Here is a 24,980-nt window from a genome sequence, read left to right on the forward strand (position 1 = left end):
TCAGAATCAACTTATTCTTGAATATCTGCGTTGTGATACACGTTTTGTACGTCGTCACAATCTTCTAATGCGGCGATAAACTTATCGAATGTGGCCACATCTTCACCAGACACCGGCGTCATATTTTGCGGTACGAAGGTGATGTTTTCCACTTCGAAGTTGATGTCAGGCATCGCATCAGTCAGTGCGGTTTTGACTTTGAAGAATTCAGTGTGCGGCGCGATAACGCTGATCATACCGTTTTCCACTTCGACGTCGTTTACATCGGCATCGGCCATCATCAGGATCTCGAGGATGGCATCTTCGTCTTCACCAGGGAATACGAAAACGGCAGATTGATCAAACATGTGGCCCACAGTGCCTGGGGTGCCGAGTTTGGCATCGTTCTTCACGAAGGCTTGACGCACTTCGGTGAAGGTACGTTTTACGTTATCGGTTAAGCAGTCCACGATAACCATGCAGTTACCTGGGCCGAAACCTTCATAGCGCGCAGTATCATAATCTTCACCGCCACCACCTTTGGCTTTCTCGATTGCACGTTCGATAACGTGTGCTGGCACTTGGTCTTTCTTAGCGCGTTCGATTAAACGGCGAAGTGATAAGTTGCCGTCTGGCTCAACGCCACCTTGTTTGGCGACTACGTAAATTTCTTTACCGTAGCGGGAGTAAAGGCGGGTTTTCTGGCCAGCTGTTTTCGCCATGGATTCTTTACGGTTTTGATATGCTCTGCCCATCTTGATCTCGTTAGCTCAAAAAAATTGCGCCGATATTAGCAGTTTTCAGTCCTGTTGTGCAGTCACTCGGCTCGGAATTATTGTTAATAAAGCGATGAATAACACATTTTATCTTCAAAAAATAATAGGGAGATTTCGAGGTAATTTGACAGCAGTTTATCGGACCTGTTGAGGGTTAAGGGATATTTTCTGCGATTTAGTCGGCGTTTATGCAATGCACAGTTTGTGATCTGTCGCAGTAATATATAAATGGACGCTAATGTAGCGGATACGCTAGTCAGACGCTGCCGCTAGTCGCTGTTAGCCTATGTATTACCATTAGAATTAGATGATAACTACACCCCATGTTCCTTTTTCTGAGCTTGCCTGAACGAACAAAATTTAATCTCTACACGCCAACCTGCCACAGTAAATCTATACTAAGGTCTAATGCCATATGCTCGATAGAGCACGGAATATAGACTATAGGTCTACTATTATGAGTGGGTGAATAGTTCAATTTAGTCAGATAGATAGATTCACTATCCGTTCTTTACTTATCTATTTAACTTGCCGCGGCGAACAAATAGCTATGGATAGCACGTGAATCTCGCTTCTCTGGCTTGCCTTGTGCGTTTTCTCTGTGAGAAAGAATATGGAATTAAAACATAAAGTCGTTATAGCCCTCAGTTTTGTGTTAGCTGTGTTTAGCAGCCTTTTGCTTAGCGCTGCAACCTTATCTGGTTTTGTGCAAGCCTTAATTTTAGGCGTCATCGTTTGCGGTTGGGTCCTGTGGGTTGTATCGCATTTTTTGAATGCTAAAGCTCAAGAACATAACCAAGATCAGACTCAGTTTAAAAACTTAACGTCTCCTGAGCATTTGATCAGTGTACAAACGAGTAAAATTGCGATTGGCTCGGCAGAAGTGTCACATTTTATTGATTTGTTGAATAAATCTATTGAATCAAATGGTGAGCATGCCAGTGCAATTGCGGTTGCTGCTTCACAATTGAGTCATACCACGGCGCATCTTGGGGATAACGCCACCAGTATTTTAGCGCAAACCCAAGAGGCGGAGCGTTTGAGCGTGCAGGGAAGAACTCAAGCGCAGAAGGGGGTTGCTGCAATTGAGTCTTTGAGTTCGGATATCAACACTGCAGCATTACAAGTTCAGGCCTTAAAGTCTAAAGCTGAACAAATTCAAAAAATTACTGAAGTTATTAACTCTGTAGCCGAACAAACTAACTTGTTGGCGCTAAATGCTGCGATTGAAGCCGCACGGGCGGGAGAGCAAGGCCGTGGCTTTGCCGTTGTCGCCGACGAAGTGCGAAGCCTTGCAGGAAAAACCGCGGGAGCGACTCAGGATATCGGCAAAATGTTATTGGAGATCCGTGGTGAAACGGATAAAACGTCTGCGCTAATGGAGCGAGTTGTTGCCCAAACGGCCGATGTCGTTGCTGCAATGGGTGAGTTAGATGGCCACTTTACCGATATTTCGACCTCAGTAACTCACTCTGCACATGCCCTTGGAGATATGGAAGATTCCCTAAAACAGTACAACAGTACTACCAACGAAATTAGTACATCGGTATCGCAGATCCGCGATTCACTAAGCATAACGGGAAAGCAAAGTCACAAAGTTTCTGAGCAGGCGTTTACCTTATCATTAACAACTGAAGGTATCTTTAAGGCCTTATCATACTGGGATACTCAAACATTTGACCAACAAGTGTTATTACTTGCGAATGAAGCGGCTAAAGCCTGTGGTGAAAAACTTTCGCAGGGACTCGCCAATGGCAGTTTTACCGAAGCTGAATTATTTAATCCTAAATATCAGCCAATCGCGAATACTCAGCCGCAAAAATATACGACTGCTTTTGACCGTTTCACTGACCAACATTTTCCTGCCATTCAAGAACCTATCCTCGCGAAACATAGTGAAATTATTTATGCTGGTGCGGTAGATAAAAAAGGCTATTTCCCTACTCACAATAAACGCTTTAGCCAAGCATTAACGGGTAAGGTGGAAATCGATATGGTCAATAACCGAACCAAGCGATTGTTTAATGACCCCACGGGGATCCGTTGTGGTACTCATACCGAACCCGTGTTGCTGCAAACCTATAAAAGGGACACGGGGGAAATTATGCATGACTTATCAGTACCTATTTATGTAAATGGTAAGCATTGGGGCGGTTTTCGAGTAGGGTTTAAAGCGCAGTAACTTATTTTAAACTTTGCTAAGTGATTATGTTTAGTGCTTTTATTCTATTTTGTGAATAAATACTCACCAATCCATGTTGTTTAGATGTGATCGATTACGCGGATTTGATTAACAAACTAGAAATAGATTGGCATCTATTTGCCGAAGTGCTTAAATAGGTGAATATTCATCGCGCAAATGTGTTTTATCTTTGTTGAACGTTAACGTCGCTTTGGATTTATAGTTGATTGATTTTAAATGGTAAAAAGTATCTTGGCGTTTTGTTGTAATAAGAGATGAAGGGAGACTCTTGCCACTTTAATCGATAGCAGTAGTTTCTGCTTAATGTGAGTTAAAAGTTATGCAAGCAACACAAGCGACTGTTACCGTTTTGTACTATGACGCGCCCGTCGGGTTAATTATGCACAATGCGGTGTTAGAAGATTTACCCGTCAGCGACTCTGGCCGTGTGATGATCCCTGCGAGTTTTCGTAAAGGAAAATCCATTATCGCTGTACTAGAAGGCGAATGTAAGATATTAAACTCACTTGGTGAGCGGGTGTTTGCACAGGCTAATATAGGTTAACAAAAACGAAAAATTGCCCTAGCAAAGCATAAAATGAAAGGACGATAAAGTTGATTTATCGTCCTTTTACTTTTAGGGTAACGCATTAATAAGCCAAGAAATATTGTTTTAAATTTGGCGGTTATCTACAGACATCTGTAAACAGTTTATCGGCTAACTGTTGCAGAATTTCCGCTTGCGGATGGGTGTGAGCAAATGTTCTTAAACCATAAATGCCCATCATTAAGTATTGTGCCCGTTGTTCACTATTAAGATCGCCTTGCAATAATCCTTGGGTGGTCGCTAATTCAAATTGTGCCGTTAGCGCATTTTGCCAAAGCTTGAGATTTTGGCTGATAATCCCTTGAATTTCATCATCCTGCGCAGCAATCTCATTTAATGCCTTGGTGAGCAAACAGGCTTGCTGGCTATCACAGCTGACACATTCAACCACGATATTGTCTAAGTAAGTCTTTAAATTACCTAATACTGGCCGGCTATCGGAGAAGATAAGTTTAAATTGCTCGTTTCTGTCCTGCTGATATTGCTCGATGGCGGCGATGAGTAAGCCGCGCTTATTACTGAAGGCGCAATAGATGGAACCGGGGTGCAATCCCGTTGCTTGGGTCAGATCCTGCATGCTGGTTTTGGTATATCCTTTATGCATAAAGGCGGACATGGCGCCCCTGAGCACTTGTGCCCTATCAAACTCTGCATTTCGCATGACTATCTAACCTCTCATCGATACTTGCAGATGATTCTACCTAATTTTGAACAAACATTCAAAAAAGTTCTTGAATGATCGTTCAAATAAGAATATCTTGAATGCACATTCAAGAATGAGGCTAAGCCAATGTCAATTGAAAATACTGTAAACTCGGTATCTAATCTATTTGATACCTACAAGCTTAATGACACTATTACTTTAAAAAACCGCATCTTAATGGCGCCATTAACCCGTTGTATGGCCGATGCGGATTTAGTGCCTACCGATGATATGGTGGCTTATTATGCTCGCCGTGCTGAAGCGGGATTGATTATCTCTGAAGCGACAATCATTCGCCCTGATGCTCAGGGTTACCCAAATACCCCTGGCATTTTTAATCAAGCGCAGATCGCAGGTTGGCGTAAAGTGACTGATGCTGTACATGCCAATGGTGGCAAGATTTTTGTGCAGTTATGGCATACAGGCCGCGTGGCTCATCCACATTTCTTTGGCGGTGGTGATGTTCTGGCACCTTCAGCGCAAAAAGTGGAGGGCAGTGTGCCCAGAATGCGCGAGCTAACCTACGTTACCCCGAAAGCGGCAACTCTTGAAGATATTCAGGGCTTAGTACGTGATTACGCGAAAGCGGCTGAAAACGCGATTGAAGCTGGATTCGATGGTGTGGAGATCCACGGTGCAAATGGTTATTTGATTGATGAATTCTTACACCATGATAGTAACCGTCGTACCGATGAATACGGCGGCACGCCTGCCAATATGTCACGCTTTGCCTTAGAAGTGGTTGATGCCGTTGCGGCGCGTATTGGTAAAGACAGAACGGGTCTGCGTATTTCTCCCGGCGCCTATTTCAATATTGCAGTAGATAATCGTGACCGTGCTGTATTTGACTATTTATTGCCTGAGCTTGAAAAACGTGAACTGGCCTTTGTGCATATCGGTATCTTCGACGACAGCATGGAGTTCGATTACTTAGATGGCCGTGTTTCTAGTTATGTTCGCGCTCACTATGGCAAAACCTTAGTGGGTGTCGGTGGCTACAGTGCCCAATCTGCGAGTGAAGCGATTGCTGCCAATAAGTTTGATTTAATTGCCATTGGTCGCCCCTTTATTGCCAACCCAGATTATGTAACAAGAGTGCGTCAAGGTCAGGAAGTCGTGGCCTATAGCGATGAAATGTTGGCAACATTAATCTAAGGCTTTCAAGATTGTTATGAGATAAAGGGTTAGCTAAGCTAACCCTTTTTGCATATTTAGTGTTTAAGAATCAATTGGTTTTTGCTAATGCTCTCAAAGCATTGAGTTTTTGTTGGGCAATGCCAAAAACGCATTCTGGGTCATAGTTATCCGTCGTCTTGATATTATGCGTCTGCAAGGTCGCCGCTGCTTTGCCCAGTAGCAAGGTCATGGCTTGGGTGACATGACTAATCGCCCAAATATGGAATTCACCGTGCTCAACTGCTTCTACAATATCTTGGCGTAACATAAGGTTAGCAATATTCGACTCGGGAATAATTACCCCTTGGCTCGATGAGCGGCCCTTAATCTTACACACATCGAAAAAGCCTTCAATTTTCTCATTCACGCCGCCGATAGGCTGCGCCTCGCCAAACTGATTCATTGAACCCGTGATCGCAATATCTTGCCTTAGCGGCAACTCGCTGATGGCAGAGATAATGGCACAGCATTCTGCCATTGAAGCACTATCACCATCGACGCCGCTGTAGGATTGCTCGAAGGTGAGATAAGTGGTGAGGGGAATTTGTGCGGTTTTCCCTAATACCGAAGCCAAATAGGCGGTGAGGATTAATACCCCTTTAGAATGGATTCGGCCTCCCAGTTTAACCCTGTGCTCAATATCCAATACTTCGCCCTTACCAAAAGCTGTGGTTGCGGTGATGCGATTTGGAATACCAAATTGGTGGTCTGAAGTGGAAATAACGGATAAGGCATTGATTTGGCCTACAACTTTATCGTGGGTGTTGATCAATGTGGTGCCGTTGATAAAGCTTTCCATAATATTATCGCGCAAGCGGGAGACCCGCTGCTCTTGGTTTTTCAAGGCCTGCTCTACATGCTGCTTTTCGATACGTTGACTTGCAGCTGCCTTGGCACAGAAGTTGGATTCCCGCAGCAGATTGGCAATATTGGCTGAATGAAGTGAGAGCTTTTGTTGGTCCTGCGCCTCACGGGAACTGTACTCGATGATCCGTGCGATAGCGCTGCGATCACAGTGCAACATATTGTTATCATGGACTATGCTGGAAATAAATCGTGCATATTGGGCCTCAGATACATCGGTTCTGTCCATCACATCTTCAAAGTCGGCGGTGACTCTGAATAACTCACTGAAATCAGGATCGTAGAGTTGTAATAACTGATAGGTTTCGTGATCGCCAAACAAAATGATCTTTACATCTAGGGGAATAGGTTCCGGCGCCAGAGAGATAGTGCCAGACAGTGATACTTCTCGCTCTAATGAGCTTAAATCTAACTTGCGCGACCGCAGTGCACGTTTCAAACCATCCCACACATAGGGGCGCTCCAGTACTTTGATGGCATCCATCAATAGCACGCCACCATTTGCCTTGTGTAAGCTTCCGGCACGGATGAGTGAGAAGTCGGTAAACACAGTGCCCCTAAAGGTGGCATTTTCGACATAACCAAACAGGCTGTGATAGCTTGGGCTTTCTTCCACCACGATGGGGAATTTTTGCTCGCCTTGGCATACGATGACGTTGACCTGATAGCGGCGCGGCATTTTTTTCTCAAGGGAGGCGTAGGCGAGGGCGAGTTGTTCCTCACTCTCCTCAAGGAAAATATCTAAATTGCTTAAGATATCCGCCTGCATACCCGTTAAGAAGGCTCTGACTTCGGGCTGATGTTTGTATTTGTCCTTCAAGGGTTTGAAAAAGTGCACCAGCACATCTTTAGCGACTTGTTCGTCGTGTTCCTGCTGAGTATCACTAAACTCTTCTTCCCATTCGGTATTTTGTCGAATGATGCCGCGAAGTTTTACTTCGAGTCCATTGATATTACTTTCAAACTGAGCGCGCTCCGCCTCGGTCAATGCGCCAAAGGAGATTTCGTCATGGGGCTCTTCGCCATTTAGGGCAACCATTTGATAATCGCCTTGCAGGGTTAAACTGAGGCTAATGTTTTTCTGTTTGGCTTCTTCACTTAGCTCAGTTAACGCGGCTTCTTGTTTTTGTGTCAGCTGGTTTTTGAGCTTTTCTGCTCTGGCATAATACATTTCGTTATCAAAGGCTAAGGGCAGTGCCTTAACGAGTTTGAGCATGAGTTTTTCGATGGATTTCTTAAACTCTAGCCCCGTTCCTGCGGTGAGTTTGAGCACTTTAGGGCTACGGGTATCGTCAAAGTTCACCACATAGCACCAGTCAAACAGTGCAGGCTCGATAGGCTCATGGCGATTAAGGTAACGCAGCATCATAGTGCGTTTACCTAAGCCGTTTTGGCCAATGGCATAAATGTTATAGCCCTTTTCCTTAATCCCCATGGCGAATTCCACCGCCTGTTGGGCACGTTCCTGACCAACAATATCATCGAGCGGCGTAAGCTGGGCAGTAGACTGGCACTCGGGACTAAGCTGTTTAAGGTCGGATTTCCGATAAAGCTGTTGACTCGTTAACGGGATGGCGGCTGTGGCTGTGGGCACGGTAGGCATAGAGATCCTTGTTTTTCATCCTGATTATTTCCATTGTAGACAATAAGATACTGTGATTGTCAATGAAAAGGGGAATTGGAATTAAATTCCACTTGTTAGGGGCGAGGATGTTTGATGATGAGATTTAATTCATTTTGGGGATTTATGCTTGAGTCTTAGGGTAAGATGCTTACGTTTTCTGATGGTGTAGCTTGCTTGTATAAAAGATGAGCTTAAGATTGATCGACTATGATTGGAGTGAGTCAGAAAAGCGTTTCAGATACATTATCTGAAACAAAGTAATCGGTTAATAAGTCGAATATTTTTGTATTAGTGAATGGCGATGGTTAAGTGCCTGCGGTAATATCAATCATCTCGTTTTGGGTGTGTTTTTCATGAGGGGATTTTTTCCCTCGGTCAAAATGGAATTGTAGAGGCTACAGTTAGCAAGCTTATGATTGATGTCGCAATTTCACAAAAGCAGTTATTAGATTGGGCAAACGATTTGCAATTGGTTGCCGACTTAACTCAAGCACATGCGGTGATTTTAAAAGCCAGTGAAGTGGGGGAATACAGCCTACTTGTGCGATCTGAACACTGTTCACCATCGGATATCGAAGCGCTTCTGCGGCATTTTAATCTCAAAACATACCTTAATCTCCAACAAAATGCCATCCCTAAAGTTAACACTTCTTCATCATCAGCAACTTCAGATAATTTCTTCCATCAGTCAGAAACCTTCAGTCACTATCAAGTCAATCTTCCTGTGGATATTCGCCATATCAATGCCTACCAACAAGCATTGATTCAGGATGTAAAATCGTCTCCCAAGTGGCGTGATACTGCGCTTGGTAGCTTGATTTATTTACCTATTATTTGGAGTTCTGGAGCGCACTTTGGGGTTTTGTGCCTATTTCATAAGGCAGCTTTGCATTTAGACCAAAGAGCATTGCAGTTGGCATCGCTGACCGTGAATAGTGTGCAACTCAATTTGAGTGAGTTGCTCAAATTAAAGCAACAAGCTCAAATGGTTTTGCGCGGCGAGTCAAAGTCGATGGATGTGATTAGTTTACAAACCTTTATCGATAGTTTTGAAGAGCATATTTGGGTAAAAAATGCTGAAGGTGTTTACACCATCTGCAACCAAAGTGTTGAAAAAGCATGGGAGTTGCCCAGCCGTGAAATTGTTGGCAAGACGGACGAAGAACTCTTTGGTAAAGATATCGCAGAGATTTTCCTGCATGGGGACAAGCAGGCTATTGATGCGGGAGCCCCCATTATTGTTGCCGAATGTTTGGATGGTCAAAGCCAAAATAAGCACCTATGGTTAGAAACCCTTAAAGTACCTGCATTAACGCCTGAAGGAACACTGGCGGGAGTGATTGGTATGACCCGCAATATTTCCAAACACAAAGAGGTTGAAGAGCAGCTAACGCTAGCAACCAATGTGTTTAAACATTCCCTCGAGGGCGTTGTCGTCACAGATAGACACGGCAATATCACCGATGTGAATGGCGCCTTCTATGAGATCACTGGTTACTCGCGAGAAGAGTTACTCGGTCAAAATCCACGATTATTTAACTCGGGTCGACACGAAAAAGTCTTTTTCGAAACCATGTGGAATAACTTACTCGAAACGGGCAAGTGGAATGGTGAAATTTGGAACCGCCGCAAGGATGGGACTATTTTTCCACAAAATATTACGATCAGTACCATCTTTGATGAAGTCGGTGAGGTTCGATATTTTGTGGCGGTATTTGCCGATATATCAGCTCAAAAGCAGAGCGAAGCTAAACTGGCCCATTTGGCCTATTTTGATCCGCTAACCCATCTACCAAATCGCATGAAGTTGATGATGCAGCTTAAGCAAGAAATCAAACATGCGAAAAGGCTCAATGCTCAACTGGCAACAGTGTTTATCGATGTGGATTTGTTTAAACATATCAACGACAGTTTCGGCCACAGTATTGGCGATGAGATGCTGGTGGAACTGGCTAAACGTTTGCGTAGCCAGCTACGGGAGCAAGATGTGTTGTCTCGCATCGGTGGCGATGAATTTGTGGCCTTGGTTTCCGGTATTCAAAAGCTAGAAGACGCTAACTTAGTCATCGAACAATTACGCCAAGTGTTTGAGCAGCCTTTTGTGGTAAGCACGGGCGATCATCTGCGTTTGACTGCCAGCATGGGCGTCTCTATTTATCCTAGCGATGGGGCTAATGCCGATACTCTGCTGCGCAATGCCGATGCCGCTATGTATCGTGCCAAAAGTGAAGGACGAAATAACTATGCCTTCTACACCGAATCACTGACTAAAGAGTCGATTGAACATTTAAAGCTGCAAAGTGCTCTCTATGGCGCGCTTGAGCAGAATGCTTTGTATCTGATGTATCAGCCTAAATTGGATTTAGTCAGCCGCAAAGCAATCGGAGTTGAAGCGCTACTACGTTGGAACGATCCCGTATTAGGGCAAATTTCACCTGGGGTGTTTATTCCGGTCGCCGAGAAAATAGGGCTGATTTACGACATAGGTTTATGGGTACTCGAAACCGCCTGTCTTCAAGGTGTGCGTTGGCTCGCCGAGGGAAAACCCTTTGGCCGAATCGCCGTTAACGTTGCCGGACAACAGTTACAGCGTAGCTCCTTTGTGGAGGATGTTAAGCGTATCTTGGCTGAAACGGGCTTACCTGCCACCTGTCTTGAGCTTGAAGTGACCGAAAGCGTGATGATGCACAATCCCGATACGGCAATTCGTGATCTAAAACTATTGGGGGATCTGGGTATTGAGCTCTCGGTCGATGATTTTGGAACTGGTTATTCATCCTTAAATTACCTTAAAAAATTACCTATTCATAAGCTTAAAATTGACCAATCCTTTGTGCGGGATATTCCCTTCGACACCAACAATACCGCTATCGCCAAAGCAGTGATTGCCCTAGGGCACGCACTCAAGTTAGAGATAGTGGCAGAAGGGGTGGAGACCCAAGATCAGGCCGAGTTTTTAACCCAAAACCTTTGCGAACAGGCGCAGGGCTATCTGTTCAGCCGTCCGCTGTTACCCGCGGATGTTGGTGCGTTTTTAGCGAAAAGCTAAGCGTGTCTAGCGACAATCTAAGTGCGATTGGGCACGATTAACGCCGTGAGCAACTGGCAGATGCAATGCAACTGGTCGCTCTAGCGGCTGTCTGTTAACATGGCGCCATTATTGTTTTTGGTGATCTTCCATGTCTTTTAGCGCGCTTTCCTTAGATTCTCAGTTAGTGAATACCTTAGCCGAACTTGGCTATCAGCAACCCACGCCCATCCAAATTGAAGCCATTCCCGCTATTTTGGCAAAACAGGATGTGATGGCAGGCGCACAAACGGGAACGGGAAAAACCGCAGCCTTTGCTCTCCCTATTTTGCAGCAATTGCTCCTTGATAACCAAAACCTCGATGCACCCAAAAATATTCGAGCCTTAGTGCTGGTGCCCACTCGTGAGTTAGCTGTGCAAGTGCAGCAGAGTTTTGTGATATATGCCAAAGGCACGGACATTCGTATCGGGATTGCTTACGGCGGCGTGAGTATTGAGGCCCAGCAAGCCGAATTTAAGGCTGGCATCGATGTGCTTATCGCGACGCCTGGCCGCTTGCTCGATCATCTGCGTCAAGGCGCGCTTAACCTTAAGCGCTTGAGTGTGCTGGTATTTGATGAAGCTGACCGGATGCTCGATATGGGATTTATGGATGAAATCAAAGCCGTACTCAAGCAAGTGCCGGCGCAGCGACAGACATTGCTGTTCTCGGCTACCTTAGATGATTCGATTTTCGGTTTCAGTAAAAACCTTTTGCGTGAGCCTAAGCTTATCGAAGTGGCGAAACGCAATACCACGGCCGCACAGGTGGAGCAGCGGGTTTATGCCATCGACAGTGACCGTAAAACCGAGTTTGTCAGCCATTTAGTGCGCAGTAAAAATTGGCAACAAGTGCTGATCTTTAGCCGTACTAAGCAGGGGGTCGATAAGCTTACCACTCAGCTCAATCAACTCGGGGTGGCGACGCAGGCATTCCACGGTGACTTATCCCAAGCTGCAAGGGAAAAGGTTTTAAAGGATTTTAAACAAGGACTGGTGCAGGTTTTAGTAGCGACCGATGTCGCCGCTCGTGGGCTTGATATTGCCGACTTACAGTATGTGATTAACTTTGAGCTGCCCTTTATTGCCGAAGATTATATCCACCGTATCGGTCGCACCGGACGGGCGGGGAGCGCAGGTTTGGCGATTACGCTCTTTAGCCAAGAGGATGCACTGCTACTCGAAGAGGTCGAAGCATTGCTTGATAAACGCCTGCCGCAGCAATGGTATCCCGGTTTTGAGCCTGATTTTAATAAAATGGCACCTGAACCAAGACGCAATAGTAAAGCAGCGCAAAAACAGCGAGCTAAAAAACGTGCCCTAGGCGGTAAGAAGCGGTAACCATAGCCTGCTTATCGGCATAGCTTACAGATGCAAAGCGTGATAAAAATTCCTGCATTGGATACTGGACCGCCCCAGAAATGGGGTGGTTTTTGTTTATCAATAGTTCACGATTTGGATATTAAGCATTAGCTAAAATAGACTTCAGCTTGATTATTACGTTGCCGCTCTTCATTCTTCTCAGTGGCTTCTTTAATTAGCTCGGCTTTTTGGGCTTCAAGTAGCGCTATCTGTTTGGCCTTTTCTTCCTCTGATAAGTTGTCATTGGCGGCAATTTTCGCCATTTCTGCATCTAACTGCTTCAGTTTTTCCCGGTCAACTCCGGTGCGTTTATCGAGGATAGCCTGCATGGCTTCCGCTAATCTGTCTTCGGGTTTCGCGCTTTCTTCGGTTCCGGCAATAGTTTGCACATTGGTGGTGTAATTTTGCTTGGCATTGGGCGCGAGTTGGCTATAGGTATCGCTGGTTTCAGCACTTCGATTTACGCCGCCCGATAGAGTGACTGTATCTTGCGGGACTGTCATTTGAGCGCTCGAACTGGCCACAGGGCTTGGTACGCCTTGGGCTTGTTGAGTCTGAACCAATTTTAGCTGGCTTAATGCAATGGCTGCATAGCTATTGGGATTGATGACTGTCATTTCCTTATTCTCCCTCGTCGATGTTCACTTTCCGATGCTGCGCCAATCGGGCTAATAAACTAAGCAATATCAGGGCCAAACTCTTGCACCTTTAGTTGGATTTTTAGCGTCGGAAAATTTTTATAAGAAATTTGTACAAAAACTTGATCCTTGTACAAGAATAGTCCGTAATACTATTCAAATTGATACAAGGAATAGCATTATGTACAAGTTTAATCCGCAGCGAATTCAAATCGGGATCAGTGCCTGCCTATTAGGGGAGAAGGTGCGCTTTGACGGTGGGCATAAAAATTCTTCCTATTGTAATCAAGAGATTGCCCCCTTTTTTGATTATGTTCCCTTGTGTCCTGAAATGGCGATTGGCCTAGGTGCCCCCCGTAAAAGTATTCGATTGGTGCGTGATGGTGAAATAATCCGCGTACAGAGTGGTGATGGTACTTTAGATGTCACCGACAAACTCAATCGCTTTAGCGAACAAAAGGTTGAAGAATTAGGCTTTTTAGGCGGTTACTTGCTCTGCGCTAAATCTCCCACCTGCGGTATGGAGCGGGTGACTGAGTACAAAATTGGCACCAATAATGGCTCAAAAACGGGCATTGGAGTATTTGCCCGTAAGTTAATGGAGCGTTACCCCTATCTACCGGTTGAAGAAGAAGGCCGTCTGCACGATATGGTGCTGCGGGAAAACTTTTTTACCCGAGTCTATGCCTATCACGACTGGCACAAGATGTGTCATGAGGGCTTAACCAAACACAAGTTAGTGAAGTTTCACTCCCGCTATAAGTACCTGTTGATGGCCCATAGCCCTAAATGGTACCGCGAGCTTGGGCCGATAGTGGCTAATATTGAAGATTTAGAGCAAACCGCCGAGCGCTATTTTGCTGGCTTTATGACAGCCTTAAAAATCAATGCGACTCGTCGAAACCATACCAGCACCTTACAGCATATTCAGGGCTATTTTAAAAAGCATTTGAATAAGGAGCAAAAGTCAGAACTGTCTGAAATGATAATGAAATATCGTCAAGGACTCCTCCCTTTGCTGGTGCCTATCACCTTGATTAACCACTACTTGCGCCAATTCCCCACCCCTTATATTGAGGACCAAGTGTACTTAAATCCGCACCCTGAGGAATTAAAGCTGCGTTATGCCTATTAATCATAGGCCGCTGTCGGAATGGTGTGCTTGAACGATTAGATAACCTATTAAGAAAAACGAGTTAAGTGATAGACATGAAACAACATGATCCAAAGGTTGAGGCCGAACACCTCGAGAGTCGCGAGCTGCTCCCTATAGGGGAAGTGTCGTTACTCACAGGGGTTAACGCGGTAACACTAAGAGCCTGGCAGCGCCGCTTTGGGCTGGTGATCCCTGCGCGTACGCCTAAGGGGCATAGGTTATACACGCCTGAAAATATTCAACAAATTCATGAGATCAATGCATGGTTGGCCAAGGGGGTCGCCATCAGTAAGGTCAAGCCGCTACTGATAAGCTCAGCTCGTGCGACCGAGGATGACCATACTGCTCTGCAAGAAGGGGATTTGTGGCATGAGCAGATCACTGGGTTAAATGGCGCACTGTTTGAGCTAGACCAACAAAAGCTGCACCAAATCTTTGATGAAGCCCTAGGTTTATATCCCTTTCAATTGGTGAAGCAAAAATTGCTGCTGGCTTGGATGGCGCAGTTACCAGCTTTGCTTGAGCCTCGTTTAGATGCCGAGCTGTTGCTTGCATGGTTAGAAAGCGAGTTAGCCAGTCGCATCGGAGGTCGCGCCAGTTTTGCTGGGCAGGCCAGTTTGGCGCAAATCGGTTTAGTGTGTTTGCCATCTGTCCAAGGGCCTAAAACGGCCGAGCAGCAGAGCGGTTATTCGAGCATGTCTCACTCGGGTATAAACAATTCGAGTATCACTAATCGCTTGTATAGCCTGGTTTTACGCTTGGAGCTTGCCGAGTTAAGAGTGTCAGTCATTAATCTTGGTGTACTCGACATCACAAGCCTTGGACTTATCAATAATCGACTCAAGGTAGATGCACTCTTGCTACTGCCCGAGGCGAATCATCCGCTATCGAAAATCTTCGAGCTGCAAAGCTTGCTCGAGCAAATGCAAGAGACCTGTTATCTCATTGGTCCCTTTGCACCAACCTTAACAGCCTTATCGGCGTTTATGGCGCCAGACTTGGCTGAATGGGTTAACCAAGTATCTGCGGCAAAAGAGCAACATAGGAAACAGCAGCGCAAGCAGAAAAACGCGGCCGAAGCGCAGCAAGGAGGGCAAGCCGATGAGCGATAATCAAACTCCAGCGACAAAGCACGCGTTAATGTGGTTTCGCCAAGACCTGCGTCTAACGGATAACCAAGCGCTGACGGCTGCCTGTGATTGGGTGCGGCAAGCACCTAGTGAAAAACTTAGGGCGATTTATATTGCGACTCCGAGCCAATGGCTCAGCCACGATATGGCGCCGATCCAGATTGATTTTATCCAGCGGCATGTGAATTTGCTCGCCCAAGGACTCGCAAGCCTAGGGATTGAATTTGAGCTTATTCAGCTCGATAGCTTTACAGAGGTGCCCGCTTTTTTAGCGAGTTACTGTGAAAAGCTGGGGGTTGAGCGGGTGTTTGCGGGGCGAGAACCCGAAATAAACGAGCAAAAGCGCGACCAAGCCTGTCTCGATGCCGGTATCCCCTTAGTGCTTAGCGACGAGCATTGCCTATTGCCGCCGGGCACAGTGCTTAACTTAAGCGGTGATATGTATAAGGTGTTTACGCCCTTTAGCCGTAAGTGGCGAGAAGTTGCCGCCAAACGCGCCATTTTGCCGCTTGGGGTGCCTGCGCCGCTTGGCCCTATGTTACCTGAACCCAAGCCAATCAGTTTTAAAGAACGTTTTCAATCAACGAGCAAGCTAACCTCGAGCGAGCAATGGGCGGCGGGAGAGGGACAGGCAAAACGTATTCTGACCACATTTATTGAGCAAAAGGCCCAAGACTATAAGCAGGATAGGGATTTTCCCGCTCTCGACGGCACTAGTGTTATCTCCCCTTATTTGGCGCTGGGCGTGCTGAGCCCAAGGCAATGTATCGCAGCGCTGCTTGGGCGTTTTCCCGAGGTTATTGTCGATGATACTAGCCCTGGGCGAACCTGGTTGAATGAGCTTATCTGGCGGGAGTTTTATCGCCATTTATTAGTGGCTTTTCCGGATTTATCCAAGGGGCACAATTTTAATCGTCAGGCTGACCATGTGCAGTGGCGTAACAACCAAGCTGAGTTTTTAGCATGGTGCGAGGGCAAAACAGGTTACCCGATTGTGGATGCGGCGATGCGCCAGCTCAATCAAACCGGCTGGATGCACAATCGACTGCGCATGGTGGTGGCGAGCTTTTTAACTAAACACTTGCTTATCGACTGGCGTTGGGGTGAACGCTATTTCCGCCAGCATCTTATCGACGGCGATCTGGCGGCCAATAACGGTGGCTGGCAATGGTCGGCGGGCTGTGGCTGCGATGCTCAGCCCTATTTCCGCATTTTTAATCCCATCAGCCAGAGCGAAAAGTTTGATCCAGATGGCCGCTTTATCCGTAAGTACTTACCAGAGCTAGCATCTTGGGGTGTTAAACGCTTGCACCAACCCAATATGCAAAAAACGCCTTCTTTATTTGATGCACCATCGCAACCGTCTGACTCGGCTTATCCCTGTGCAATTGTGGATCACAATGCGGCAAGGGCGAGGGCGCTAGCAGTACTTGGGGTGCTGAAAAAGGCTTAGCCCATATGCTTAACCTTGCAACTTATCCCTTAGGGAGTTATCTGGATGATAAACCAAGCGAAGATTGAACAGAGCGGTGTGGTTGATGAGTTTATCGCGCTCTATCAAGCATTAAACAAGGACAATCTGCATCTGTTGGCTCAGGTCTACGATGACAATATTTGTTTTATCGATCCTATGCATCAAGTGAATGGTTTAACTGCCTTGACTGAGTATTTTGCCAAACTCTACAAAAACATTGGTTACATTCACTTTGAAATCAAAGAAGTATTGCAGGATGACTCCCAAGCTTCGCTATTTTGGCAGATGCAATATCGCCATCCCAAGCTAAACAAAGGCGAACTCATCCGTGTCGATGGCATGAGCCAGCTTAAGTTTCATCAGCGGATTTACTTTCACCGGGATTATTTCGACTTAGGGCAAATGCTATACGAGCATTTGCCTTGTATGGGCGGACTCATTCGTCTGCTTAAAGACAGGGCGGCTAAGTGATGACCTCAGTGCAGATCCACAAAATCAACACAGTGCTGATCACTGGAGCAAGCTCAGGTATTGGGCTGCAATTAGCACAGGATTATCTCGCCGCGGGTTGGCATGTTATTGCCTGTGGGCGGGATAAAGCCAAGCTCGATGCACTTGCCGACACTGTCTTAATTGGCGCAACTTGCTTCAATTTCGACATTACCGAGCGCAGCCAAGTTCAGCAGGTTGCGACTCAAGTGGGGGATTTGTTGTCGTCTAGTGCATGTCAGCTGGATTTAGTGATCCTCAATGCCGGTGGCTGCCAGTATATCGATGACGCTAAACACTTTGACGACAGATTGTTTGAGCGTGTTGTGCACACCAACCTGATTGCCATGGGCTACTGCCTAGGTGCGTTTTTGCCTCTAATGGCGAAAGGCTCGCACTTAGCGTTGATGAGTTCGAGCGCGACTTACTTAGCCTTCCCCCGCGCGGAGGCCTACGGGGCTTCAAAGGCGGGCGTGCAGTACTTAGCCGCCAGCCTGAGGCTCGACCTTGCTCAACACGGGATATCTGTGAGTGTGATTTGCCCAGGATTTGTGGCGACGCCTTTGACGGCTAAGAATGATTTTGCCATGCCGATGCAAGTCGATACTCAATCGGCGTCAACGGCAATTCGTCGCGGACTTTTGCACCGTGAAACCGAGATCCATTTCCCTAAACGATTTACTTATTTATTGAAATTAATGTCATTTTTACCTGCCTTTGTATGGCAAAAAATGATCCAACGGGATAGCAAGCCAAGGGCGCTTAAGGATGCAGGACGATGAAAAATATTGCCATTGTAGGGACAGGTATTTCAGGCCTAACCTGTGGTTACCTACTCAGCCAAGCTCACAAGGTTACTGTGTTTGAGGCCAATGACTATATAGGTGGCCATACCGCGACCGTGGATGTAGAGCATCATGGAAAACACTATGCGATAGATACTGGCTTTATCGTGTTTAATGATCGGACTTATCCACGTTTCGAGCGGCTGTTAGCCCGTTTAAACGTTAGTATTTTACCGACTGAAATGAGTTTTAGCGTGCACAACGCCCTGACGGGGCTTGAGTATAATGGCCATAATTTTGCCAGTTTGTTTGCCCAGAAGCGTAACCTCCTAAATCCACGCTTTTGGGCTTTTTTAAACGAAATTGTGCGTTTCAATAAAAGCTGTAAGGCGATTTATCAACAGGATAATTATCCCGCTGGTAACTTAGGGGAATTCCTCGACCGCGAGCAGTTTTCTCGATTTTTTGCCGAACATTATATTTTGCCCATGGGGGCGGCTATTTGGTCATCGAGCATCGAGGATATGCGCGCCTTTTCGCTGCGCTTCTTTATCCGTTTCTTTGAGCACCATGGCTTATTAAACGTCAGCAATAGACCGCAATGGTATGTGCTCAAGGGCGGCTCTCGTAGTTATATTCCTGATTTGATTGCTCCTTTTAAAGACAACCTCCATTTAAACAGCCCGGTGAGTGCCATCGAACGCTATGCAGATGGCGTCAAACTCTATGTAAATGGCGAGTGGCAGGTATTCGATGAGGTGATCCTTGCGTGTCATAGCGATCAGGCGCTTAAGATGCTAACCGATGCCACCTCGGCCGAAAAAGCGATTCTGGGTGATTTGCAGTACCAAGATAATGAGGTGGTTTTGCATACCGATACCCGTCTTTTACCTAAGCGAAAGGCGGCGTGGGCCAGCTGGAATTATCGTTTGGATGGCAATCAAAAACGTCCCGCCTCGGTGACTTACAATATGAATATTCTGCAGCGCCTGCCTAGCGACGCACCAACCTTTTGCGTAACGCTCAACCAGACTGAACTGATTGACGAATCCAAAATCTTGCGTCGTTTTAATTATGCGCACCCTGTGTTTAATGAGCTGAGTTTGAAGGCGCAGGCACGTCGGGAAGAGATATCGGGTCAAAACCATACGCATTTTGCGGGCGCCTATTGGCACAATGGCTTCCATGAGGACGGCGTCCGCAGTGCCTTAGACGTATGTGCTCACTTTGGGATTGATCTATGAATGAGCTCAATAGCGGCATTTATTATGGCAAGGTAAACCATACTCGCTATACGCCAGTAAAACACCACTTTAGCTATCAAATGGCGTTGCTTGCGATTGACTTAGATGAGGTCGATAGCATCAGTGCTATGGGGAAGTGTTTTGCCAGCCAGCAGCGCGCGCTACTCAGATTTAATCCTAAGGATTACCTCCGCACTTTTACGACAAGGGACAACCAGAGTCGCCAGCTTGAGATAAACGAGCCCAGCAGCTTTGCCCTTAAGCAGCGGGTGCTTGAGCAAGTTGCTGAGTTGGGCGGTCACCAGCCTTGTGGTCGAGTGTTATTTGTTGGGCAGATTCGCCACTTTGGCGTGTATTTTAGCCCAGTAAATTTCTATTTTTGTTATCAAAATCAAAAGCCTTTATATATGCTCGCCGAAGTGAGTAACACTCCGTGGGATCAGCGCCACTGTTATTTAGTGGATTTATCTGCGCCTGCAGCAACGGATAAAGTGTTTCACGTTTCGCCTTTTATGAATCTCGATATGCGCTACCAATGGCATGTTGAACCGCCCGCTGAACGCCTAAACATTGGCATCGAGAATCTACCGAATCAGTCGGGTAAGCGATTGTTCAATGCTAGCCTGTCGATGACTCGTCAGCCGATCAATACGCAATCCCTTCGCGCCTTGTTGTTTCGCTTTCCGTTTATGACGTTGAAAATTTTCGGCGGGATTTATTGGCAGGCATTAAAGCTGTTTTTTAAGCGCATACCTTTTGTGCCACATCCTGCTCAAGTGGAGAAATAAGATGGAAAATACTGCATCGCAATCTTCTGTTATTTCGGCAACATTGCCTGATAGCCTTGCCCGTAAGCTATTGCTCAAAGCATTAGAAAATCTCCCCCATGGCTGTTTAACGATAGTGGAGGGTGACAAGAGCTATCGCTTTGGTGAGCATCACAGTGATTTACATGCCACGCTGGTGGTAAAGCATCCGAGCTTCTATCGCCAAGCGATGTTTTCTGGCTCTATTGGCGCCGGTGAAAGCTATATCCAAGGTCATTGGACTAGCCCAGATCTCACTAAGGTTGTGCAACTGTTTGCGCGCAATCTGCCCTTGCTCGATAAAATTGAGGCGAAATTCGGTTGGTTGACGGGGTCGGTTAACCGTATGAAACATTTGCTGAATCGAAACTCTCAGCAGGGCTCTAAACGTAATATCTTGGCCCATTACGACTTAGGCAATGCCTTGTATGAGCAGTTTTTAGATCGCGAAATGTTGTACTCCAGCGCCCTCTATTCCGATAGCGCCGCGAGTCTTGAACAGGCGCAACTGCATAAACTGAAAACCATTTGTGAGCGGCTCGACTTACAACCTGGGCAGACCTTACTCGAAATCGGTACGGGGTGGGGCGCCTTAGCCATTTATGCTGCCAAACATTATGGTGTGCACGTGACGACCACAACGATTTCAGATGCGCAATATGCCTACGCGAAAGCGCGAGTCGAACGGGAAGGTTTAAGCGATAGCATCACCCTATTGACTGAGGATTATCGAAATCTCAGCGGCACCTTCGACAGACTGGTGTCTATCGAGATGATTGAAGCCGTTGGCCATGAGTACCTGCCTGGGTTCTTTAAAAAGCTGGAGTCATTGCTCAAACCCCATGGCCGCATGTTATTACAGGCTATCACTATCGCCGACCAACGTTACGATAGTTATCGCAAAGGTGTTGATTTTATTCAGCGATATATTTTCCCTGGTGGTTGCTTACCTTCAGTGCACCAAATGGTTGGGCACTTGGCCAAGCGCACCGATATGCAGGTGTGGTCGATTGATGATATGGGACTCGATTACGCCAAGACGCTGAGGGACTGGCATAACAACTTCGATCGTGCCATTGAGCAAGTGCAAGCCTTAGGTTATGGCGATGACTTTATCCGCATGTGGAAGTTTTATTTAAGCTATTGCGAAGGGGGCTTTTTAGAGCGGACCACCAGTACAGTGCATTTAGTTGCGGTACGTCCAAGCTATCGTCTACCGAGCGCTGTGAGCAATGGTTAAGGTTTGGTGAGATGTATTTTATGGCGAGATCCTCTTTAAATATCTCCAAACGTCAGGGCTTTATACTCTACAACGCCTTGAGTTTTCAGTGTGTTTGGTGGACTAGCGTACTATTTGGCAATAGTACGCTGTTATTGAGTATTCCGCTGTTAGTAGTGCATTTTATGTTACTGCCGTGGGTGGAAACCGCTCGTGCAATCCCCCGTGATTTGAGCACAATGCTTAAAGTTGGGTTACTCGGTATGGCGATTGATGGCTTGCTGATTTGGATGGGCATTTTTGAGTTTCCGGTTTTTCCCGGTTGGTTGGCTTGTCTCTGGTTGCACTTTGCTGTGAGTTTGAACCATAGTCTTAGTTTTATCCGTACCTTTGCGATTGTTCTACAAGCCATTTTAGGCGGAGTATTTGGTTGTCTCAGTTACTTAGCTGGAGCAAGACTTTATGCTGTGAACCTTCCCTTTGGCGAGGGGATATCAGTTATTATCCTAGCCGTTATTTGGGCTATTTTATTACCTGTTTTCATCTATCTCTCCCGCAACCATAGGCTAAATCGTCAAACCGCTGATGCCCGTTTATATGGGCGTTAATCCTTGTATTGGTGGAGAAATCTGATGCTTCATATTTCATCAATCCAGTTAGTTATATGGTCAAAAAAGCGATATCTCAGTGCCCTGTGTGGATTACTGCTGCCATTAGCTGGACATGCTACCACGACTCAGGTAATCGAAAATCCTATGCACTCTGGGCTTATTGAGGTAGGTCGGGGCGAAATGGATTGGCTTTGGTTTAATGTCTATAAAGCCAAACTCATGACCAGCACAGGCAAGTACCAGAGTGGCGTTTATCCACAGTTATTAGACATTGAATATTATCGTGATATTGAGGCGGATGATCTGTTAGAAGCGACAGCAGATCAGTGGCGACACTTAGGCTATAGCAAGGATGAGATAGCCAATTGGCTGCAATTACTCAAGGGGATTTGGCCTAATGTTATGCCTGGTGATCACTTAAGTTTTAAGATTATCGATACTCAACATAGTCAGTTCTTTTTTAATGGCCAGCCGTTGAAGATTATCGACGAACCCAAATTAGCCGAAGCATTTCTGGCGATTTGGTTGTCGACTAACACCAGTCGTCCAAGCTTACGTGCGCAATTACTAGGAGAAAAATCATGCGATTGCTAAAACTGCATTGGGGTAAGCCTTTTATCTTAGGGTTATTGATGGTCAGCCTTTTGTCTAGCTGTTCTAGTGTCGATGTGAGTGATTATCAAGGCACCAATCCCCCCTTAGTGTTAGAAAGCTTCTTTAATGGTCCACTTGAGGCATCGGGTATTGTTGAGGATTTCAGTGGCAAAGTGATCCGTCGGTTTAATGTCACCATGGAGGCGAGTTGGCAGGGGACGGAAGGCATTATCAAAGAGTGGTTTGTTTATGATGATGGTGAAACCCAAACTCGCATTTGGCGTATTCAATCCCAAGGAGGAGGGCAATACACTGGCACGGCTGACGATATTCTCGGTACAGCGCAAGGGGAGGCGAGGGGAAGCGCGCTGCGTTGGCGTTATGATATGTTATTGCCTGTTGATGGTGACGAATACCAAGTACACTTTGATGATTGGATGTACCTAGTTAATGACAAAACCATCATTAACAAAAGCGATATTATTAAATGGGGCATCACTGTTGCCAAAGTGACCTTAGTGATCCAAAAGCGCTAGGATTTTTGCTGCAGAGTTAACGGTATAGCTTGGCTAATAATCCAGCGTTTCATGCTTTAGACTGGGTGAAATCAATCAATCTTATATGGGCTTCACGATGAAAAAGCATTGGATCTTATTGGCGGTACTCGCAAACCTTTCTTTAACCGCTTGCTCAAATATTGATTTTCGCTTTGAAGATACTTCAGAAAAGCAAGCAGATCCCAATCAACCCATTAGCGATCCTATGGTGCAGGATAATGAGCGCCGTGTTCGTGATGCGCGCGAAGATGGAAAACTAGAGCCAAAGGATCCGATTAAATTCTAAGATTGGTTCAATCTGATCAGAGCTTGATTGAATTGTGCAGCCCTTACTTTGGCATAAGGGCTGCTGATACGGAAAATTAACCCGCTTGGCGACTATTATCCACTGTCTTCTTATCGTAATACTCAAAGGGAAATTGATTACGGATCCTTTGCTGTAGGTTGTCATTCACATTCGCTGAAATATGCAGACGTACGTCTGAGCTTTTCTCTGCTCGGATGGTACAAGTGAGCTTTTCAGCCTTTGCTAATTGGCGACAGTCTCGCTCGAAGCGCTCGGGGATCTTGCCTTTATGTTGAGTCATCCTGCCATTTTTAAAATGCATTTCAAAAATAGTCAGTCCCTTCTTACCACCAAAAATCAACTTATAAACCAGAAACAAACCAATCGCGATAAAAACGAGCTTAAAAACAGTGGCTGTCATAGTGCCTCCTCTCTTATGTTTATAGGACAAAGATACTCTGGAGGCAGGGCTTTTAACAGTGCGCTAACACGCAATTTTAATTTGGCAAATGAAAGGGTCTATCCTAATCTTAAAATGGTTAAGGAATTATCCCCTTTAGTTAAGGAAAACGTCATGTACCTATCTAATGCAGACCGTTGGTCGTTATTGTGCAAGAAACAAATTGATGTGATTGACAAATTATCTTCTCACTTCCCTGAGCGAAAAGAGCCGCTTAATGAGTTAACTCATGGCTGGCGACATTTACAGCATCAAGTCCAAGCGGGAGATAGGCCGATAGCGCATGAGCTGATAAAGTAAATTGCTAAAATCACAGATACAAAAAAGCCACTCAGTGAGTGGCTTTTTTGTTTTTTTGGTGCCGGCACCAAGAGTCGAACTCGGGACCTACTGATTACAAGTCAGTTGCTCTACCAACTGAGCTATGCCGGCGGATGGTGGTGCCCGAACCCGGAATCGAACCAGGGACACGAGGATTTTCAATCCTCTGCTCTACCGACTGAGCTATTCGGGCAACTAAACTAAGCGTTAGTTAACTACTTCAAACCGAGTGCTTAACACCGCATCCGTTCGAAGTGCGCGTATCATATAGTGCACGCTTTCCCTGTGCAAGCCCTTTTAATTCGACTGACCAAGTATTAAACAAAAAGCGCCTTATTTAAGGCTTTATAGGGATGCGAATGGTTCACTTGGCCGAACTATCAATGGGTTAATACGATTTAGTCGTGGGATAGATGAATAAAGCGGCAGTGGATTACTGAGAATTTTAAAATTTGCAGTGCTAAGTATTAAGTTGTTAGTCAGTATTTTGCTTACTACTTGTGTATATAGCGACATGCCCATGAAGGGGGCTTGTGAACAACTGGAACTATCGTGAGTGGATTAGCAGTAACTTACATTAAACATTGAGTGAACTCTAGCTCACTCAAATCCCAGATACAAAAAAGCCACTCAGTGAGTGGCTTTTTTGTTTTTTATGGTGCCGGCACCAAGAGTCGAACTCGGGACCTACTGATTACAAGTCAGTTGCTCTACCAACTGAGCTATGCCGGCGAATGGTGGTGCCCGAACCCGGAATCGAACCAGGGACACGAGGATTTTCAATCCTCTGCTCTACCGACTGAGCTATTCGGGCAACTAAACTAAGCGTTAGTTTACTACTTTAAACTGACAACTTAATGCTGTCTCGT

23 protein-coding genes and 4 tRNA genes are annotated in these 24,980 nt (G+C 45.9%); 18 read left to right on the top strand and 9 right to left on the bottom strand.

Annotated elements, in window-relative coordinates:
- Positions 1 to 11: 11 nt before the first annotated feature.
- Complete coding sequence (locus EYR25_RS05205; RefSeq protein ID WP_133178739.1) at positions 12 to 734, bottom strand: YebC/PmpR family DNA-binding transcriptional regulator; 723 nt, start codon at positions 732 to 734, stop codon at positions 12 to 14.
- Between the two features lie 634 nt (positions 735 to 1,368).
- On the opposite strand from EYR25_RS05205, the gene EYR25_RS05210 reads away from it, so the two are divergent.
- Both EYR25_RS05210 and EYR25_RS05215 read left to right on the top strand, forming a co-directional pair.
- Positions 1,369 to 2,937 carry a methyl-accepting chemotaxis protein gene (locus EYR25_RS05210; RefSeq protein WP_133178740.1) on the top strand — a complete coding sequence of 523 codons (1,569 nt, stop codon included), beginning with the start codon at positions 1,369 to 1,371 and terminating at the stop codon, positions 2,935 to 2,937.
- Between the two features lie 340 nt (positions 2,938 to 3,277).
- Positions 3,278 to 3,502, top strand: a complete 225-nt coding sequence (locus EYR25_RS05215; protein WP_023266551.1) for a TIGR02922 family protein — start codon at positions 3,278 to 3,280, stop codon at positions 3,500 to 3,502.
- A gap of 121 nt (positions 3,503 to 3,623) precedes the next feature.
- Here the strand turns inward: EYR25_RS05215 and EYR25_RS05220 are convergent, their stop codons facing one another.
- The gene (locus tag EYR25_RS05220; protein ID WP_023266550.1) at positions 3,624 to 4,205 is read right to left on the bottom strand and encodes a TetR/AcrR family transcriptional regulator; all 582 of its coding nucleotides are present in this window, start codon (positions 4,203 to 4,205) and stop codon (positions 3,624 to 3,626) included.
- Between the two features lie 129 nt (positions 4,206 to 4,334).
- On the opposite strand from EYR25_RS05220, the gene EYR25_RS05225 reads away from it, so the two are divergent.
- Positions 4,335 to 5,402 carry an alkene reductase gene (locus EYR25_RS05225; protein ID WP_133178741.1) on the top strand — a complete coding sequence of 356 codons (1,068 nt, stop codon included), beginning with the start codon at positions 4,335 to 4,337 and terminating at the stop codon, positions 5,400 to 5,402.
- A gap of 70 nt (positions 5,403 to 5,472) precedes the next feature.
- On the opposite strand, the gene EYR25_RS05230 is transcribed toward EYR25_RS05225, so the two are convergent.
- The gene (locus EYR25_RS05230) at positions 5,473 to 7,890 is read right to left on the bottom strand and encodes a Lon protease family protein (RefSeq protein WP_133178742.1); all 2,418 of its coding nucleotides are present in this window, start codon (positions 7,888 to 7,890) and stop codon (positions 5,473 to 5,475) included.
- A 433-nt stretch (positions 7,891 to 8,323) separates the two neighbouring features.
- On the opposite strand from EYR25_RS05230, the gene EYR25_RS05235 reads away from it, so the two are divergent.
- Together EYR25_RS05235 and EYR25_RS05240 are read left to right on the top strand one after the other, a co-directional pair.
- Positions 8,324 to 10,960 (top strand): bifunctional diguanylate cyclase/phosphodiesterase, encoded by a 2,637-nt coding sequence (locus tag EYR25_RS05235; protein WP_133178743.1) that lies wholly within the window; start codon positions 8,324 to 8,326, stop codon positions 10,958 to 10,960.
- A gap of 130 nt (positions 10,961 to 11,090) precedes the next feature.
- On the top strand, positions 11,091 to 12,320 hold the full coding sequence (locus EYR25_RS05240) for a DEAD/DEAH box helicase (RefSeq protein ID WP_133178744.1): 1,230 nt from the start codon (positions 11,091 to 11,093) through the stop codon (positions 12,318 to 12,320).
- A gap of 128 nt (positions 12,321 to 12,448) precedes the next feature.
- On the opposite strand, the gene EYR25_RS05245 is transcribed toward EYR25_RS05240, so the two are convergent.
- Complete coding sequence (locus EYR25_RS05245; protein ID WP_133178745.1) at positions 12,449 to 12,958, bottom strand: hypothetical protein; 510 nt, start codon at positions 12,956 to 12,958, stop codon at positions 12,449 to 12,451.
- Between the two features lie 202 nt (positions 12,959 to 13,160).
- Here EYR25_RS05245 and EYR25_RS05250 point away from each other — a divergent pair, with 202 nt between their 5' ends.
- From EYR25_RS05250 to EYR25_RS05305, 12 genes are all read left to right on the top strand, one after another.
- Positions 13,161 to 14,114, top strand: coding sequence for a YbgA family protein (locus EYR25_RS05250; protein WP_133178746.1), 954 nt, complete (start codon positions 13,161 to 13,163; stop codon positions 14,112 to 14,114).
- Positions 14,115 to 14,188: 74 nt separating this feature from the next.
- Complete coding sequence (locus EYR25_RS05255; protein ID WP_133178747.1) at positions 14,189 to 15,247, top strand: MerR family transcriptional regulator; 1,059 nt, start codon at positions 14,189 to 14,191, stop codon at positions 15,245 to 15,247.
- Positions 15,237 to 16,718, top strand: a complete 1,482-nt coding sequence (gene phrB, locus EYR25_RS05260; protein WP_133178748.1) for a deoxyribodipyrimidine photo-lyase — start codon at positions 15,237 to 15,239, stop codon at positions 16,716 to 16,718. The genes EYR25_RS05255 and phrB overlap by 11 nt, the downstream gene beginning before the upstream one ends.
- 45 nt (positions 16,719 to 16,763) lie before the next feature.
- On the top strand, positions 16,764 to 17,210 hold the full coding sequence (locus EYR25_RS05265; RefSeq protein WP_133178749.1) for a nuclear transport factor 2 family protein: 447 nt from the start codon (positions 16,764 to 16,766) through the stop codon (positions 17,208 to 17,210).
- Positions 17,210 to 18,010, top strand: coding sequence for an SDR family NAD(P)-dependent oxidoreductase (locus tag EYR25_RS05270; RefSeq protein WP_133178750.1), 801 nt, complete (start codon positions 17,210 to 17,212; stop codon positions 18,008 to 18,010). Before EYR25_RS05265 ends, EYR25_RS05270 begins: the two co-directional genes overlap by 1 nt.
- Positions 18,007 to 19,257, top strand: a complete 1,251-nt coding sequence (locus EYR25_RS05275) for an NAD(P)/FAD-dependent oxidoreductase (RefSeq protein WP_133178751.1) — start codon at positions 18,007 to 18,009, stop codon at positions 19,255 to 19,257. Before EYR25_RS05270 ends, EYR25_RS05275 begins: the two co-directional genes overlap by 4 nt.
- A complete protein-coding gene (locus EYR25_RS05280) occupies positions 19,254 to 20,045 on the top strand; it encodes a DUF1365 domain-containing protein (protein ID WP_133178752.1) in 792 nt (263 codons plus the stop codon). Before EYR25_RS05275 ends, EYR25_RS05280 begins: the two co-directional genes overlap by 4 nt.
- A gap of 1 nt (position 20,046) precedes the next feature.
- Positions 20,047 to 21,303, top strand: coding sequence for an SAM-dependent methyltransferase (locus EYR25_RS05285; protein ID WP_133178753.1), 1,257 nt, complete (start codon positions 20,047 to 20,049; stop codon positions 21,301 to 21,303).
- Positions 21,304 to 21,323: 20 nt separating this feature from the next.
- Positions 21,324 to 21,890 carry a DUF2878 domain-containing protein gene (locus tag EYR25_RS05290; protein ID WP_243729935.1) on the top strand — a complete coding sequence of 189 codons (567 nt, stop codon included), beginning with the start codon at positions 21,324 to 21,326 and terminating at the stop codon, positions 21,888 to 21,890.
- A 24-nt stretch (positions 21,891 to 21,914) separates the two neighbouring features.
- Positions 21,915 to 22,487, top strand: a complete 573-nt coding sequence (locus EYR25_RS05295; protein WP_133178755.1) for a chalcone isomerase family protein — start codon at positions 21,915 to 21,917, stop codon at positions 22,485 to 22,487.
- Positions 22,475 to 23,023 carry a DUF3833 domain-containing protein gene (locus EYR25_RS05300; protein ID WP_023266534.1) on the top strand — a complete coding sequence of 183 codons (549 nt, stop codon included), beginning with the start codon at positions 22,475 to 22,477 and terminating at the stop codon, positions 23,021 to 23,023. The genes EYR25_RS05295 and EYR25_RS05300 overlap by 13 nt, the downstream gene beginning before the upstream one ends.
- Before the next feature lie 97 nt (positions 23,024 to 23,120).
- Positions 23,121 to 23,330 (top strand): hypothetical protein, encoded by a 210-nt coding sequence (locus tag EYR25_RS05305; RefSeq protein ID WP_084294855.1) that lies wholly within the window; start codon positions 23,121 to 23,123, stop codon positions 23,328 to 23,330.
- Positions 23,331 to 23,406: 76 nt separating this feature from the next.
- Here EYR25_RS05305 and EYR25_RS05310 read toward each other — a convergent pair whose 3' ends face one another.
- A complete protein-coding gene (locus tag EYR25_RS05310; protein WP_133178756.1) occupies positions 23,407 to 23,751 on the bottom strand; it encodes a DUF3634 family protein in 345 nt (114 codons plus the stop codon).
- A gap of 153 nt (positions 23,752 to 23,904) precedes the next feature.
- On the opposite strand from EYR25_RS05310, the gene EYR25_RS05315 reads away from it, so the two are divergent.
- Positions 23,905 to 24,090: a hypothetical protein gene (locus EYR25_RS05315; protein WP_039977797.1), complete on the top strand. Its 186-nt coding sequence runs from the start codon at positions 23,905 to 23,907 to the stop codon at positions 24,088 to 24,090.
- A 56-nt stretch (positions 24,091 to 24,146) separates the two neighbouring features.
- Here the strand turns inward: EYR25_RS05315 and EYR25_RS05320 are convergent.
- From EYR25_RS05320 to EYR25_RS05335, 4 genes are all read right to left on the bottom strand, one after another.
- Positions 24,147 to 24,222, bottom strand: a tRNA-Thr gene (locus EYR25_RS05320).
- A 6-nt stretch (positions 24,223 to 24,228) separates the two neighbouring features.
- Positions 24,229 to 24,304, bottom strand: a tRNA-Phe gene (locus EYR25_RS05325).
- Positions 24,305 to 24,767: 463 nt separating this feature from the next.
- Positions 24,768 to 24,843, bottom strand: a tRNA-Thr gene (locus tag EYR25_RS05330).
- Positions 24,844 to 24,849: 6 nt separating this feature from the next.
- Positions 24,850 to 24,925 (bottom strand) — tRNA-Phe (locus tag EYR25_RS05335).
- Positions 24,926 to 24,980 lie beyond the last annotated feature (55 nt).

Origin of the sequence: Shewanella decolorationis (assembly GCF_004354305.1) — a bacterium.
GTDB classification, from domain to species: Bacteria; Pseudomonadota; Gammaproteobacteria; order Enterobacterales; family Shewanellaceae; genus Shewanella; species Shewanella decolorationis.